We start from the raw sequence: 15,266 nt of genomic DNA, 5'->3' as shown, positions 1-15,266 counted from the left end.
TTGGAGGAACATTATGAAACAACAGAAAACGGTGGAGAGCCGAGTGCTTGAAATCTTAAAGGAATGCCCGATGTCGAGGTATGATGATATGCTTCTCATTCTGCATTATTACAATCGGTACGGATATATACCTGCCGGAAATCTTCCGCTTGAGGATATTGTATTTAATTACCGAGCATACGGACTTCCTTGTTTTGAAACCATACGCAGGGCAAGGCAGAGAGTACAGTCCCTTTTTCCTGAGTATTCACGTAATCCGCAGAAAGAAGAACAGAGCGGCAGTATTTCTATTGTAATCAACATTAACTAAGGAGGTGTTTTCGTGAAAGACAAAGCAACTTTTCAGAATAAGGTCAAGGTGCTGAATAAACTCTTTGACTCCGGTTGTGATACGGAGAAAAAGTTGCAGCAGCTTGATATGGAAGCAATCCTGAAAATCCCGAATATCACGATTCCTGATATGGGGGTGATTATGGAGCTTCAGAAGAATACAAAGTCCGGTAAACTCTTTTCGTATTTGGGCGGCGGTTCTGATGAAGCAACAAAAATGAGAGGTAAGGAAAATGAAGCAACAGGAGAATAGAGCAGAGCCGCAGGAAAAGCAAATTCGATTTATAGACAGTCATTACAATTTAAAATTCTATATTCCCGATGGTGGAAAAATCAGGATTACTTTTCGTGATGGACACACAACAGACAGAGTGTGCAAGTATATTGATGACTACCATTTGTACGTTGGGAATTGCTGCTATCATATATGCGAGTTTGCTGAAAAAATGGAGCTTAATGGAAGCAAAGTTGAACCTATCAATCAATCCGAACCGTCAAAAAACAAGACCAGAAACAGAGAAAAACAGCGATAAGGAGGTGCAAGAGTAATGGCACGAAAATATGACCTTATTTCTGAGCTTTACAACCGCACCTGCAAAACGGTTGTGTCAAATCCTCAGAACTGGCAGGCATTCTTAGCTTCGGCTTGCCGAAATTATAAGTTACGTTATGACGAACAGCTTCTTGTATATGCACAGCGACCTGATGCAACAGCGGTTCTTGAGATAGAGCAGTGGAACAAAATTTTTGGCAGATGGGTCAACCGAGGTGCAAGAGGTATTGCTGTTTTTGCTGATGAAAACCGTTCACGGCAAAGACTGACACATTACTTTGACATTTCAGATACTCACGAAAGCAGATATTCAAGAACAGTCCCGATTTGGGATATGCGTCAGGAATACGAAGCTGATGTGATTGAAACATTGGAAAGCACTTTCGGAGAGATTGAGAATAAGAGCAGTCTTGCCGAAACAATTATGGGAGCAGCAAGAAATGCGGCAGAGGATAATATCCCTGATTATCTGCAAGACCTTTACTATACAACCGAGGGCAGTTCCTTTGAGGAAGTGGAAGAGGATATTGTAGCTTCCATTTATAAAAATGTTGTAGCAAACAGTGTGGCATATATGATGATGTCAAGGCTTGGCATCGATACGGATGGTTATTTTGAACTTGATGATTTCAGAGATGTTACCAATTTCAATACGCAGGAAACACTCAATGCACTTGGATTTGCTACCAGTGATATTGCAGAAATGGGATTGACGGAAGTATCTAAAACAATTACTGCACTCAACCGTCAAAATCGCATAATTGTCGGTCAGGACAGAAATGAATACAATAAGGTTGAAAATAACGACGAAAGGAGTTTGGACAATGAACGAACTGACCTACACGATGGTGGGCGATTACAGCCTTCCGAACCTGAAACTTCCACAGCAGCCGGAAGTGACTTTGGGCAGATACGCTCAGATGAGGAGAGAGTTTCTGAAGGAACATCACAGAGTCCTTTACTACAATCTCCTGACGAGGGGAGAACTGACACAGCACTTGGCGGAAGTGGAACAGAGAGCCAGCAAGATGGAGGAAACAATCCTGAGCCAGATGGCACAGAAAGAGGGAGTGACCGAACAGATGAAAGCAGAGGATATGATGAAATGGGTTCGTCTGATGAACTCCCTTCGCAGCTCGGCACAGGAAATCGTGAAAGCGGAAGTGATATTCGCTTAGAGTATTACGACAGAACGCACGAGGATAAGAGCCTTCCGTTCTTTGGACGTGATGAGGTAATCAATGAAATTCTCAGAACGACACCACATTTGTCAGCAAGTCTGGAAGAAATCAAAGATTATTATGAACGTAATCCTGATAACAAAGACCGCACAGAGTATGTAAAGAGTATTTTCAATAATGATTATACCGAACTTACTTTAGAGGACGGCAGGACAGTAGGGTACAAGACCTTTGAAAACGTTCTGCATTTGTGGGAGGGCAAATACGACAGCAGAACCGCACAGAGCTTTTATGATTGGGCTGTTATTGCCCGTCATTTTGAAGCTATGCGATTACTGGGAGAATTAAGTGACAGCATAAAACCATTACCGTCAATGGACGGTCAGATGATATTCATATTAGACGGTCGGGCAGAGGAAAAGAAAACCTCTGCCTTTGTTTTTTCTCAGGAGATTATCAACGCTGTTCTTGCGAATGGAAGCGGATTTTCTGAGGGGAAAATGCGTATCTATGAGCAGTTTGAAAAAAGTCTTTCTGCAAAAGAAAATGCCGACTTCTTGAAAAATGAATACGGTTGGGGCGGTTCTTATCCCGTTATAATCGGGGCAGGCATTGATGAGAGCCACGACGGAAAAGGTATTACGATTACGAAAGGCATCGGTAAAGAGAAGCCACATATCACGCTTTCGTGGTCGCAGGTGGAGAAACGTATCGGGGAACTTATCCGAATGGACAGATACTTAAATCCAAAGGAAAAAGAACGCTATCCTCAGTGGCTTGAAAGTCAAGAGGAACGCAGAGCCAAAATCGAGGAAACGAAAAGAAACCGAGAGATACTCTCTAATGCACCACCGGAGCAGGAGGTCGAACCAGCCGAAAAAGAACCTGAAGAAGCAGAACAGCTACAAGATGTGCAGTATGAATATCATCTTGGCGATAAGGTGTATATCGGTGCTTCTGAGTACGAAATCTTATCTGTTGATGATGAGAGAGTAATGCTCTATGACTATGATATGCCACTGTTTAATAAGGAATTTTCACGCACAGAGTTTGACAGAAAAGTGCGAGAGAATCCGATGAATGAGCATTTGATTGTAAAGGAAGAACCTGCCGAAGAAAGAAATGAAACGGAAGAAGTTCAGACCAATATGGGCAGTATGCCGATTGAAGATTATCGAGAGATAGTAGCTTCGCAGTCTGGTTTTGACAGTTATGATGAGATGTATCATCAGGGATATCGCATAGGAAACGGTTATGATAAAGAGCCTGAGCCGGTAGTTCCCGCTTGGGAGCAGAAGAAAAAAGTCAAAGGCTTTGACTTGCACCCTGATGTGCCTATGGCAGACCGTCACACCTTTAATCTTAGAGAAAATGAGGTTGAAACGGTTGGTAAAAAGGAACGCTTCCGCAGAAATATTATGGCAATACAGCTTCTCAAAAAATGTCAGGAAGAAAACAGATTTGCCACGCCTGAAGAACAGATTGTTTTATCAAAGTATGTCGGTTGGGGTGGGCTTTCAGAAGCCTTTGATGAAAATAATTCAGCGTGGGCAACGGAATATCTGGAACTTTCTTCGGTATTAACACCGGAGGAATATGCTTCGGCAAGAGAAAGCACATTGACTGCGTTCTACACGCCGCCTGAAGTTATCACAGCCATTTATAAGGCAATGGAGCAGATGGGCTTTCAGGAGGGCAACTTGTTAGAACCGTCCTGCGGTATCGGCAATTTTATCGGTATGCTGCCGGACGTAATGCAGAACAGTAAGATTTACGGTGTGGAACTTGATACAATTTCCGCAGGGATTGCACAGCAGCTTTACCAGAAAACAACCATTGCGGCACAAGGATTTGAAGAAACAAATCTGCCGGACAGCTTCTTTGATGGAGTGGTTGGAAATGTACCTTTTGGAGATTTTAAGGTATCGGATAAAAGGTATGACAAGCATAAGTTCCTGATACACGATTACTTTTTTGCCAAGTCCCTTGATAAGTTAAGACCCGGCGGTGTAATGGCTCTTGTAACGAGCAAAGGCACAATGGATAAGGAAAACTCGGCGGTACGAAAGTATATTGCACAGAGAGCAGAGCTTCTTGGAGCAATCCGATTGCCGAATAACACCTTTAAGGGTAATGCAGGAACGGAAGTCGTTTCAGATATTCTTATCCTGCAAAAACGTGACAGACTGATAGATATTGAGCCGGATTGGGTTCATCTTGATACCGATGAGAACGGAATTAAGATGAACTCTTATTTTGTGCAGCACCCTGAAATGATACTCGGAGAAATGAAGATGGTATCGGGGCGTTTCGGTATGGAAGCAACTTGTGTGCCGTATGAAAATGCAGACCTTGCAGCACAGCTTGATGAAGTGGTAGCAAACATTCACGGAGAAATCACGGAATACGAAGCCGAGGAAGAACTGGAGGAAGAAGATAATTCTATTCCAGCAGACCCGACAGTGAGAAACTTTTCTTATACGGTGGTAGACGATAAAATCTACTATCGTGAAAATTCCCGTATGACTCCGGTGGAAGTGTCGGCAACCGCAGAGAACCGAATTAAAGGTATGATTGCTATTAGAAATTCCGTCAGAACGCTGATTGAATTGCAGACAGAAGATTACCCTGACAGCGAAATCAAAGCGGAGCAGGAGCGATTAAACAGACTTTATGATACCTTTTCAGGTAAGTACGGACTCATTAACAGCCGAGCAAATACTTCTGCTTTTTCGCAGGACAGTTCATTCTCTTTGCTTTCCGCATTGGAGATAATCGGAGAGGATGGAGAACTGGAGCGTAAAGCTGATATGTTTTCTAAGAGGACAATTAAACCGCATACTCCGGTTACTTCTGTTGATACGGCAAGCGAAGCGTTGGCGGTATCTCTTGGAGAAAAAGCCACGATTGATATGGACTATATGATGGAGCTTTCCGGTAAATCGGAGAATGAAATCTTTGAGGACTTAAAGGGCGTTATCTTCCTAAATCCGCTTTATGAGTATGGAAATTCTTACGAACCGAAGTATCTGATGGCTGATGAATACCTTTCGGGTAATGTCAGAGAGAAGCTGAAGATTGCAAAGAACTCGGCAGAACTCTATCCGGAAGATTATAAGGTCAATGTAGAAGCACTTCAAAAGGTGCAGCCGAAAGACCTGACTGCAAGTGAAATTTCCGTGCGACTTGGTGCAACTTGGCTGCCGCCGGACGATGTGCAGGAGTTTATCTTTCATTTGCTTGAAACACCACGCTATGCACAGTGGAATATCAAAGTTCACTTCTCTCCATTTACGAGTGAGTGGAATATTGAGGGCAAATCTTACGACAAAGGAAATGTAAGGGCATATAACACTTACGGAACTTCCCGCATCAATGCCTATAAGATTATCGAGGAAACGCTGAACTTAAAAGATGTGCGTATCTTTGATTATATCGAAGATGATGAGGGCAGGAAAAAGGCTGTCCTGAATAAAAAGGAAACAGCGATTGCTCAGTCGAAGCAGGAAATGATTAAGCAGGAATTTCAGGACTGGATATGGTCTGACCCTGAACGAAGGGAAAGGCTTTGCAAATCCTACAATGAGAAATTCAACAGTGTCAGACCTCGTGAGTATGACGGAAGCCATATTATTTTCAATGGTATGAATCCTGAAATTGAACTCAGAGAACATCAGAAAAATGCAGTTGCTCATATCCTTTACGGAGGAAATACGCTTCTTGCACACGCAGTCGGAGCAGGAAAAACTTTTGAAATGGTAGCGGCAGCACAGGAGTCAAAAAGGCTTGGACTTTGTAATAAGTCACTGTTTGTTGTACCAAATCATTTGATCGAACAATGGGCGGCTGAGTATTTGCAGCTCTATCCGGCGGCGAATATCCTCGTCGCAACAAAGAAAGATTTTGAAACCAAGAACCGTAAAAAGTTCTGCGGCAGGATTGCAACCGGAGATTATGATGCAGTTATTATCGGACATTCACAGTTTGAAAAAATCCCGATGTCCATTGAAAGACAGAGGGCAATCTTAGAACAGCAGCTTGAGGAGATAACCGGAGGAATAGCGGAACTCAAGCGAAACCGAGGAGAAAACTTCTCCATAAAACAGCTTGAAAAGTCAAAGAAATCTATCAAGCAGAAACTTGATAAACTCAATGACCAGACGAAAAAAGATGATGTTGTAACATTTGAGGAACTTGGTGTAGACAGGCTTTTTGTTGATGAAAGCCATTATTACAAGAACCTTTATCTTTATACAAAAATGCGTAATGTGGGCGGTATCGCACAGACAGAAGCACAGAAATCTTCTGACCTCTTTATGAAGTGTCGTTACCTTGACGAGATTACCGGAGGACGAGGAACCGTATTCGCAACGGGTACACCTATCTCAAACAGTATGGTGGAACTCTATACGATACAGCGATATTTGCAGTACAACACGCTTGTGAAAAATGGGTTGCAGCACTTTGACGCCTGGGCTTCCACTTTCGGAGAAACCATTACAGCAGTGGAACTTACACCGGAAGGAACGGGATACAGAGCAAAGACAAGGTTCGCAAAATTCTATAACTTGCCTGAACTAATGGCGATGTTCAAGGAGATAGCGGACATTAAAACAGCAGATATGTTGAACCTGCCAGTACCGGAAGCAAAGTACCATAACATTGCAGTAAAGCCGTCGGAAATGCAGAAAGAAATGGTTGCTTCCCTTGCGGAGAGAGCCGAGCAGGTGCGTGGTGGCGGTGTGGATTCAAGCGTAGATAATATGCTGAAAATCACAAATGACGGAAGAAAACTGGCTCTTGACCAGCGTATGCTAAACGATATGCTGCCTGATTTTGAGGGCAGTAAAATTAATGCCTGCGTCGATAACATCTATCGGATATGGAAAGAAAATGCCGACAAGAAATCAGCACAGCTTGTGTTTTGTGACCTTTCCACGCCGAAGAATGATGGCACATTTTCCGTCTATAACGACATCAGAAAGAAGCTGATTGAGAGAGGTATTCCTGAAAGTGAAGTGAAGTTCATACACGAAGCCGACACGGATATGAAGAAAAAAGAACTGTTCCAAAAGACCCGCAAGGGAGAAGTCAGGGTGCTTCTCGGCTCTACTCAGAAGATGGGAGCAGGAACGAATGTGCAGGATAAACTTATCGCACTTCACGATGTGGATTGTCCGTGGCGACCTTCAGATTTGGAGCAGCGTTCCGGTAGAATTGTCCGTCAGGGCAATGAAAATCCGCAGGTAAATATTTACCGCTATGTAACAGAGCAGACCTTTGATGCATACCTCTATCAGCTTGTGGAAGGTAAGCAGAAGTTCGCAAGTCAGATTATGACGAGCAAATCTCCGGTCAGGTCGGCAGAGGATATTGATGAAACCGCACTGTCCTATGCGGAGATAAAAATGCTTGCAACAGGCAATCCGTATATCAAAGAAAAGATGGACTTAGACATTCAGGTACAGAAGCTAAAGATGTTAAAATCCAATTTCTTATCAGAGAAATACGGACTGGAGGATAAGGTCATCAAGTTCTACCCACAACAGATTGCTTACTTGAAATCCCGTGTAGAGGGACTTACAAAAGATGTTGAAACAGCAAAATTACACCCGAAACCGATAGACGAGCAGCCGCTTGGAATGATGGTATCGGGTGTTTCTTATTCCGAAAAAGCCGAAGCAGGTCAGGCAATCATCAATGCCTGCAAGTCAATGAACAGTCCCGATGCGATACCACTTGGCGAGTACCGTGGCTTTCAAATGGAACTGTATTTTGATACGGTGCAGCGTAATTATGTTGTGAAATTAAAAGGCGAAACAAGCAGAGATGTACCGCTTGGCGATGATGCTCATGGTAATATCGTGAGAATAGATAACGGCATAGAACGCTTTGAGGAAGCACTTGCTGATACGAAAAACAGCCTTGAAAATACGGAGAAGCAGTTTGAAACAGCGAAGCAGGAAATCGAAAAGCCGTTTGCAAAGGAGGACGAATTGAGGGCAAAAACTGCCAGACTTGATGAGCTGAATATCCTGCTCAATATGGATAAAAAGGAAAATGAGATTGTCGGCGGAGAGCCTGATGAGGGCGAAGCAGTCGGCGGCAGAAAGGAGAAATCGTATGAGAGATAAACAGGAAGGCGGTGGTCGATATGCCATTTATCGCACCTGAGTTAATCATTCAGGCGAAGCAGATGGACTTATTAACCTACCTGAGAAATTATGAACCGTATGAGCTGGTTAAGTTTTCAGGTAACACCTATTGCACCAGAACCCACGACAGTTTGAAGATTTCAAACGGGAAATGGATATGGTGGTCGAGAGGTATTGGCGGCAGGAGTGCTTTGGATTATCTGATTAAGGTCAAAGGTTACAGCTTCCTTGAAGCGGTGGAAACCATTATCGGACACACAGCGATTCAGGCTCCGGTCTATGAAAAGCCACAGCCAAAAGAGGAAAACAAACCACTTCTTCTCCCTGAAAAATGTGCTTCCAACATAGTGATTACAGAGTATCTTTTCGGGAGAGGAATAGATTTTGAAATCATCAATTACTGTATTTCCAATGACCTTATCTTTGAGAGTCTGCCGTATCACAATGTTGTGTTTGTAGGCTATGACGAGAAGAAAGAACCGAAATATGCAGCCTACCGTTCCACGAATAAGCGTAGGATTATGGGCGATTGCAGTGGCAGTAAAAAAGATTATTCTTTTCGGCTTGGTAAGGAAAACTTGGAGGAAGTACACCTCTTTGAGTGTGCCATAGACCTGTTATCCTATGCCACGCTTGCGAAGCTGAACGGGCAGGATTGGAAAGAAATGAGCTTTGTTTCGCTGTCCGGGGTGTATTCTCCGGCAAAGAAAATTGAGGACAGTAAAGTGCCGATTGCACTGGAAAAGTATCTTGGCAGTAACCCATCTGTCAGGAAAATCCGTATCCATTTTGACAATGATATAGCGGGCAGAAAGGCAGCACAGACCTTAAAAACCATTCTGCCGGATAAGTATGAAATCGTTGATGAGCCACCAAAAGCAGGTAAGGACTTCAACGATTTTCTTTGTATGCGGATGGGAATTTACAATAAAAAAACACACGAAAGGAATGAAGAACGATGAATGATTCTAAGATTAAAGTTCTCTTGGTAGAACCGGAAAAGTACCCGAAGGAAATTGTAATCGACGACAGTCTGGAAGCAATGCAGGAGGTTGTCGGCGGGGATATTGAGGAATATATGCCCTATGACGATGACGTTGCAATCATCTGTAATGAGGAAGGAAAGGTAAGAGGACTTCCGCTTAACCGTGCAGTTTATGTGCAGGACAATGATAAGAAAGAGATGGTAGATATTATCTGCGGCAAATTCTTTATCTGTTATGCACCGCCTGAGAGTGAGAGTTTTCAGAGCTTGCCGGACGATATGATGAAGAAATACAAGGAACAGTTCAAGTATCCTGAACGCTTTTCTAAGGAAGTGGGCGGCAATATCGTGGCTGAACCTTTTAAGCCGAAATCAAAGGATTATGAGAGATAGTAGACTGAGAACGGGGCAACCCGGAGGAGATGTTTATTCTTAGCGAGCAGACCATTTGGATAAACACAGTTTCCCAAACGGTAAAAGGCTCGTTAGGGGTTGCCCCTAATACCCCGTGAGAAAGGAGAACTTGATTTGAGAGAGTTATTACTTATCGCCGCTGGAACACTGCTCGGCAGTTGTCTTGGCGTTACGATGATGTGCTTATTCCAGATTAACAAAGATTGCAGAGTAATGAGAAAGGAAGATACCGATTATGAGAAAGAGAAACATTCAGAAGATTGTACGCTTTAACCGCAAGGAAGCACAGGATTTGGCAGCAAAGGCAAAGAAGGCTTGTCTTTCCGAAGCCGGACTTATCCGTTTGCTTATCAGAGGTTACGAACCGAAAGAGAAACCCGATGACCGCTTCTATGATGTGATGAGGGAACTTTCCTCTATCGGTAATAACATCAATCAGCTTGCTGCCAAAGCCAATACGCTTGGTTTCATTGACGCACCTATGCTGAAGAATGAAGCTGCAAAGTGGAATAAGTTCCAGTCAGAGATTGAGAGGACATATCTTCGTCCAAATCAGAGCGAAATGAAATGGCAGTAACAAAGTTGTGGTCGGTAACAGAAAGGCTCGGTCAGGTCATTGACTATGCGACCAATCCCGAAAAGACTTCTGCGAAAATCAAAAGGGAGTTTTCGCCGGAACAGTATCAGGCTCTTGCAGATGTTATTGCTTATGCAAAGGACGAAGAAAAAACAGAGCGAGAATTTTATGTTGAGGGTATCAACTGTAATGTGGCGATTGCCCGTGACCAATTCATAACGGTTAAGGAGCAGTACCAAAAGACAGACGGTATCCAAGCCTATCACGGATATTTGAGTTTCAAGGAAACAGATATATCTCCTGAGATGACACAGAAAATCGGAATGGAATTTGCAAATGAAGTGTGGGGGAAAAGATTTCAGGTTGTTGTGACAACCCATCTGAACACAAAGCACCTGCACTGTCATTTTGTCATCAACTCTATTTCTTTTGTCGATGGCAAACATTTGTGGGGAGAGGAAAAAGCGTGGTTCAAATTCCGAAAAGTTGCAGACAGAATTTGTGAGAAGTACGGACTTTACTATGACCCGAATCCGAACCGCAGTAAGCAGTCGGATTATCTGACGATGAAAGAAAAGGCAGGTATGCCGACACGCTACTCGGTTGCAAAAGAAGCCATTGATTATGCTATCGACCACAGCAAGACCCTGAAAGAATTTCAGTTTGCTCTCAAGGAAATGGGATATGCCTATAACCTAAGTCCAAGCCGAAAATACTGGACAGTCATTCCAAAGGGATACGATAAGCCGATACGACTGAAAAATCTCGGAGCAGATTATACTAATGACCGGATTGTAGAGCGTATCAAAGAAAATCGTGACAGATGGGCAGAGATTGAGCCGTTCCAGAGGGCAACTAATAAACCAAGACAGTACCGTATGCAGACCAGAGGGCAGAAGCTGAAAAAGAAAGGCGGACTTTACGGGCTGTATCTGTATTACTGTTACAGACTCGGTTATCTGCCAAGGTATAAGAAACAGAATAACGCAAGGCTTCATTATCTCTTGAAAGATGATTTGATGAAGCTCGATAAGATTACTGATGAAGTAAGGCTGCTCGGACGAGAAAATATTTCCACGGACGAACAGCTTTTTTCATATAAGACTTCCTTAGAGGAGCAGATGAAAAATCTGATTGCCGGAAGAACACATCTCCGAAAAAAGATAAGAACAAATATTGATGATGGTCAGCTTCAGGCGGCAAAAGATGAAATCGCTTCTATCAATGGAGAATTGAAAAAACTCCGACGGGAAGTAAAACTCTGCGAGGATATTGCGGAGAGGTCAAAGGTTATGGAAGAAAACCTTGAGCATATCGAAACAGAGGAACAAAAACAGCAGAGAAAGGAGAAATCACGCTATGAACAACGGTGGTGACGCAGCAGAGCAGGTCGTTAGGCTTTCGCTTGAAGGATTTGAAGTTGCTGCAAGATTAAGCGGTTCGGCGGCGAAGAATATCGCATTGCTTTTGGTATCGGTTCTGAAACAGGAACAAAAGACGAAGGGCAAAGCAAGACTTACCAATATGATTAAGTCAGGCAAGGAGCTGAAAGTCTTTTCCATTCCGCAAAAGGATTTGAAGAAGTTTACCGAACAGGCAAAACGCTATGGCGTTCTTTATTGTGTCCTCAGAGATAAGAACACAAAGGGAGAGAACGCTCCGGTAGACATTATCGCAAGAGCAGAGGACGCTTCTAAAATTCAGCGTATCGTTGAAAGATTTGAACTTGGCAAGGTGGATAAGGCTTCGATTGTCAGTGAAGCAGAGAAAGCTATCGCAGACCGTGAAGCAGTTGAAAAAGAAAAGCCGACCAAATCCAAGAGTGAAATCATTATGGAAGAAGCGGTCAGAAATCCAATGCAGAAAGAGGAGCGAGCAAACGCAAACCCCTCAGTCGCCAAAACAGACAAAAGCCCTCTGTCAAGGCAAAACTCAGAGCCGGTAGAAATGCAATCTGATAAGGGTGTTGCAAAGCCAGTGGAAAAGCCATCGGTCAAAGAGAAACTTGACCGTTACAAGGCACAGGCAAAACAGCAAAAAGAAGCAGAGCGTAAAGAGCCGGAGATTAAGAAAGACGGCAAGAAGCCGCAGCAGAAAAATGGTCAGACGGTACACCGTCAGCCGAAAAAGAAACCCAAAACGAAAGAGAGGTAATTTGCTATGACAAATGATTTCAAACCCGCAAAGGCTGGCTGCAATCAGCCGAGATTATCCAAAGAGGAGTATGCGGAAAAGAAACGAGCTGAAAAAGAAAAGGTCTATCAGATGATTGATGACGCTGCCCGTGAGATTGTGAGTGACCCTGAGAAGTTCAAGAGCTTTCTTGATACGCAGAGTCGAATGGATAGATATTCCGCAGCAAATGCTCTCCTTATTTACAGTCAGTATCCGCAGGCGACACAGCTTAAAGATTTTGATGATTGGGGTAAGGACAATGTGAAGATTACCAAAGGGGCAAAGAGTATTTCTATCCTTGAACCAGTGGAATACACAAGAGCAGATGGCTCTCTGGGTATTTCCTACAATGTCAAAAAGGTATTTGATGTTACGCAGACAAATGGAAGAAAAGCTCCGGCAGTGTCAGCAAACCGTGACCCGAAAGCACTTATCACGACAATGCTTGATGTATCTCCGGTGGAGGTTGCGGCAACCGATGAACTTCCGTATCCGAATATGGCAGCTTTCTATAATAATGAAAAGCAGACCTTGTATGTGAAGCGTAATGTGGGCGACAGCGTAGCAGTTGCTCAGTGTGTCGCTCAGGAACTTGGACACGCACAGCTTTCCATCAACAGCGAAAGTTACAGCCGCAGGGATATGGGCTTTCAGGCAGTGTGTATCGGATATATGATTTGCAAGAAGTATGGCGTAGATACACAGAATTTTGCAATTAACCGCATTCCGGAGGGACTGGCTTCCAAAGAGCCGAAAGAAATCCGTGCGGAGCTTTCCAAGACCCGAAATGCAATGGCAGAAATTCACAGTCATATCTCTGATGAAATGTTCCGCAAGAAGCAGGAGCGTTCAAAGGACTATGAGAGATAATGGAGGGCAGATATGGAAAAAGAAAAACTCTACCACATTGCTTTGGACGATTATGAACACGGTGTTGTCATTCGCTCCTTAAACGATGAGAAAACAAAGTTGATGGAGGAAGGCAAGTCCGCAGATGCAGTAGACGACCTGCTTGTAAAAGTCGGAAATGCCCCATTGAAAAAGTTCAAAGTAATTGAAAGGAAACGCTCAGATGAAGCGAGATAATGACAGGCAGACTGCCATTATTTTATCCATTGTCGGTATCGTTCCGGTCATATGGCTGTCACTTCTGATTGCACCTTCCATAAGCGGAGGACTGCCGGAAATAGCAGCCAATCTTGCGACACTTTTTGATAATCCATTTTCCATAAAATTATGTGGGGACAGCCTGAAAACTGTCCTCATTTTGCTTTTGTGCTATGGAATGGGTATCGGGATTTATTTCTCAACAAGAAAGAATTACCGCAGACGAGAAGAACACGGTTCTGCCAAATGGGGCAATGTCAGAGCCATTGATAAAAAGTACCGACAAAAGCCACTGTCAGAAAATAAGCTGATGACTCAGAATGTGTGCATTGGACTTAATGCAAAGAAACACAGACGAAATCTGAATACGCTTGTGTGCGGTGGCTCCGGTGCAGGTAAGACGAGGTTTTATGCAAAGCCTAATATTATGAATGCTGCCAGAAACAGCTATGTGATATTAGACCCGAAAGGGGAAATCCTGCGAGATACGGGACATCTTCTTGAGAAGAAAGGTTACGAAGTGCGGGTGCTTGATTTGATTTCAATGGAGAAAAGCCATTGTTACAATCCATTTGTTTATTTGCAGAATGACAATGATGTGCAGAAACTTGTGACAAATCTTTTCAAGAGTACCACTCCGAAAGGTTCACAGAGCAATGACCCGTTTTGGGATACGGCAGCGTCAATGCTTCTGCTTGCACTTGTATTTTATCTGCACTATGAAGCACCGCCGGAAGAACAGAATTTTGCAATGGTAATGGAAATGCTAAGAGCCGGGGCGATTGAGGACGAGGACGACCCAAGTCCTTCCCCGCTTGATAATCTATTTTCGGATTTGATGATAGATAATCCTGACCACATTGCTTTGAAGTATTACCACTCTTATCATTCCGGTTCTTCCAAAACATTAAAATCCATACAGATAACCCTTGCAGCAAGGCTTGAAAAGTTCAACTTGGAGAGTCTTGCTGCTCTTACTTCTGCCGATGAACTGGATTTACAGTCACTCGGAGAGAAAAAGGTGGCACTGTTTGCACTGATACCGGATAACGACTCCAGTTTCAACTTCTTGGTATCCATTCTTTACACACAGCTCTTTCAGCAGTTGTTTTATGCAGCCGACCATATCCACGGTGGCTGTCTGCCGATGCCTGTTCATTTTATGATGGACGAATTTGCCAATGTTTCACTGCCGGACGACTTCGACAAGATACTGTCGGTTATGCGTTCTCGTGGGGTATCGGTAAGTATCATCTTACAGAACTTGGCACAGCTTAAAGCCTTGTTTGAAAAACAGTGGGAGAGCATTGTGGGTAACTGCGATGAATTTCTTTACCTTGGTGGAAATGAGCAGTCAACCCATAAATATGTGTCGGAGCTGTTGGGTAAGGAAACCATAGATACCAATACGTTCGGAAAAAGTACCGGAAGAAGCGGGAACTATTCCACCAACTATCAGATTAGCGGCAGAGAGTTACTTACCCCTGATGAGGTGCGTATGCTCGATAATCAGTACGCTATTTTATTTATCCGTGGGGAAAGACCCATTATGGATTTTAAATATGACATTATGAAACACCCGAATGTGGCACTTACCACAGACGGAAAGGCAAGTCCTTATAGGCACGGAGAAGTCACAAAAGATATTGCTTCGATTGCCATTTGGGACATTGACCCTGCAACACTTCCTGAAAAGGAAATGGAGGAAACGAACTGGGAACTTCTTTCTGATGAGGAGATGGAAGCTCTGTTCATAAACAATCAAACAAATTAAATTTTGGAGGTATTC

The 15,266-nt window shown here is 43.4% G+C and carries 14 protein-coding genes; all 14 read left to right on the top strand.

Going from position 1 to position 15,266, the window contains the following annotated elements; translation table 11 throughout:
* Positions 1 to 13: 13 nt before the first annotated feature.
* The 14 genes from A8805_RS09915 to A8805_RS09855 all read left to right on the top strand — a co-directional run bounded on the left by A8805_RS09915 (position 14) and on the right by A8805_RS09855 (position 15,251).
* On the top strand, positions 14 to 310 hold the full coding sequence (locus tag A8805_RS09915; protein ID WP_044682078.1) for a hypothetical protein: 297 nt from the start codon (positions 14 to 16) through the stop codon (positions 308 to 310).
* 12 nt (positions 311 to 322) lie between these two features.
* Positions 323 to 583, top strand: a complete 261-nt coding sequence (locus tag A8805_RS09910) for a hypothetical protein (protein ID WP_023920501.1) — start codon at positions 323 to 325, stop codon at positions 581 to 583.
* Complete coding sequence (locus A8805_RS09905; RefSeq protein WP_109710640.1) at positions 564 to 863, top strand: hypothetical protein; 300 nt, start codon at positions 564 to 566, stop codon at positions 861 to 863. The genes A8805_RS09910 and A8805_RS09905 overlap by 20 nt, the downstream gene beginning before the upstream one ends.
* Before the next feature lie 799 nt (positions 864 to 1,662).
* Positions 1,663 to 2,061: a TnpV protein gene (locus A8805_RS22980; protein WP_308170312.1), complete on the top strand. Its 399-nt coding sequence runs from the start codon at positions 1,663 to 1,665 to the stop codon at positions 2,059 to 2,061.
* A complete protein-coding gene (locus tag A8805_RS22855) occupies positions 1,989 to 8,198 on the top strand; it encodes an N-6 DNA methylase (RefSeq protein WP_334294049.1) in 6,210 nt (2,069 codons plus the stop codon). Before A8805_RS22980 ends, A8805_RS22855 begins: the two co-directional genes overlap by 73 nt.
* Positions 8,199 to 8,218: 20 nt before the next feature.
* A complete protein-coding gene (locus A8805_RS09895; RefSeq protein ID WP_109710634.1) occupies positions 8,219 to 9,181 on the top strand; it encodes a DUF3991 and toprim domain-containing protein in 963 nt (320 codons plus the stop codon).
* Positions 9,178 to 9,597 (top strand): DUF3846 domain-containing protein, encoded by a 420-nt coding sequence (locus A8805_RS09890; RefSeq protein ID WP_109710631.1) that lies wholly within the window; start codon positions 9,178 to 9,180, stop codon positions 9,595 to 9,597. Before A8805_RS09895 ends, A8805_RS09890 begins: the two co-directional genes overlap by 4 nt.
* Before the next feature lie 135 nt (positions 9,598 to 9,732).
* Positions 9,733 to 9,891 carry a DUF3789 domain-containing protein gene (locus tag A8805_RS09885; RefSeq protein ID WP_109710627.1) on the top strand — a complete coding sequence of 53 codons (159 nt, stop codon included), beginning with the start codon at positions 9,733 to 9,735 and terminating at the stop codon, positions 9,889 to 9,891.
* Positions 9,854 to 10,195: a plasmid mobilization protein gene (locus A8805_RS09880; protein ID WP_002594670.1), complete on the top strand. Its 342-nt coding sequence runs from the start codon at positions 9,854 to 9,856 to the stop codon at positions 10,193 to 10,195. Before A8805_RS09885 ends, A8805_RS09880 begins: the two co-directional genes overlap by 38 nt.
* A complete protein-coding gene (locus A8805_RS09875; RefSeq protein WP_109710625.1) occupies positions 10,186 to 11,571 on the top strand; it encodes a relaxase/mobilization nuclease domain-containing protein in 1,386 nt (461 codons plus the stop codon). Before A8805_RS09880 ends, A8805_RS09875 begins: the two co-directional genes overlap by 10 nt.
* The gene (locus A8805_RS09870) at positions 11,555 to 12,349 is read left to right on the top strand and encodes a PcfB family protein (protein ID WP_109710623.1); all 795 of its coding nucleotides are present in this window, start codon (positions 11,555 to 11,557) and stop codon (positions 12,347 to 12,349) included. Before A8805_RS09875 ends, A8805_RS09870 begins: the two co-directional genes overlap by 17 nt.
* 6 nt (positions 12,350 to 12,355) lie before the next feature.
* On the top strand, positions 12,356 to 13,240 hold the full coding sequence (locus A8805_RS09865) for an LtrC-like protein (RefSeq protein ID WP_109710621.1): 885 nt from the start codon (positions 12,356 to 12,358) through the stop codon (positions 13,238 to 13,240).
* Between the two features lie 12 nt (positions 13,241 to 13,252).
* On the top strand, positions 13,253 to 13,456 hold the full coding sequence (locus A8805_RS09860) for a hypothetical protein (protein ID WP_008789327.1): 204 nt from the start codon (positions 13,253 to 13,255) through the stop codon (positions 13,454 to 13,456).
* Positions 13,443 to 15,251 carry a VirD4-like conjugal transfer protein, CD1115 family gene (locus tag A8805_RS09855; protein WP_109710618.1) on the top strand — a complete coding sequence of 603 codons (1,809 nt, stop codon included), beginning with the start codon at positions 13,443 to 13,445 and terminating at the stop codon, positions 15,249 to 15,251. Before A8805_RS09860 ends, A8805_RS09855 begins: the two co-directional genes overlap by 14 nt.
* Positions 15,252 to 15,266: the final 15 nt, after the last annotated feature.

It is taken from the genome of Faecalicatena contorta, from assembly GCF_003149105.1.
Classification (GTDB): Bacteria; Bacillota; Clostridia; order Lachnospirales; family Lachnospiraceae; genus Muricomes; species Muricomes contortus_C.
Note: the sequence above shows the minus strand (reverse complement) of the source record. Positions and strands in the feature narration are given on the sequence as shown.

What these genes read in the sequence shown, in the direction of transcription:
- A8805_RS09915 (WP_044682078.1), top strand. Translation starts at nt 14, where the DNA reads ATGAAACAACAGAAAACGGTGGAGAGCCGAGTGCTTGAAATCTTAAAG.
- A8805_RS09905 (WP_109710640.1), top strand. Translation starts at nt 564, where the DNA reads ATGAAGCAACAGGAGAATAGAGCAGAGCCGCAGGAAAAGCAAATTCGA.
- A8805_RS22980 (WP_308170312.1), top strand. Translation starts at nt 1,663, where the DNA reads ATGAATACAATAAGGTTGAAAATAACGACGAAAGGAGTTTGGACAATG.
- A8805_RS22855 (WP_334294049.1), top strand. Translation starts at nt 1,989, where the DNA reads ATGGGTTCGTCTGATGAACTCCCTTCGCAGCTCGGCACAGGAAATCGT.
- A8805_RS09895 (WP_109710634.1), top strand. Translation starts at nt 8,219, where the DNA reads ATGCCATTTATCGCACCTGAGTTAATCATTCAGGCGAAGCAGATGGAC.
- A8805_RS09890 (WP_109710631.1), top strand. Translation starts at nt 9,178, where the DNA reads ATGAATGATTCTAAGATTAAAGTTCTCTTGGTAGAACCGGAAAAGTAC.
- A8805_RS09880 (WP_002594670.1), top strand. Translation starts at nt 9,854, where the DNA reads ATGAGAAAGAGAAACATTCAGAAGATTGTACGCTTTAACCGCAAGGAA.
- A8805_RS09875 (WP_109710625.1), top strand. Translation starts at nt 10,186, where the DNA reads ATGGCAGTAACAAAGTTGTGGTCGGTAACAGAAAGGCTCGGTCAGGTC.
- A8805_RS09870 (WP_109710623.1), top strand. Translation starts at nt 11,555, where the DNA reads ATGAACAACGGTGGTGACGCAGCAGAGCAGGTCGTTAGGCTTTCGCTT.
- A8805_RS09865 (WP_109710621.1), top strand. Translation starts at nt 12,356, where the DNA reads ATGACAAATGATTTCAAACCCGCAAAGGCTGGCTGCAATCAGCCGAGA.
- A8805_RS09860 (WP_008789327.1), top strand. Translation starts at nt 13,253, where the DNA reads ATGGAAAAAGAAAAACTCTACCACATTGCTTTGGACGATTATGAACAC.
- A8805_RS09855 (WP_109710618.1), top strand. Translation starts at nt 13,443, where the DNA reads ATGAAGCGAGATAATGACAGGCAGACTGCCATTATTTTATCCATTGTC.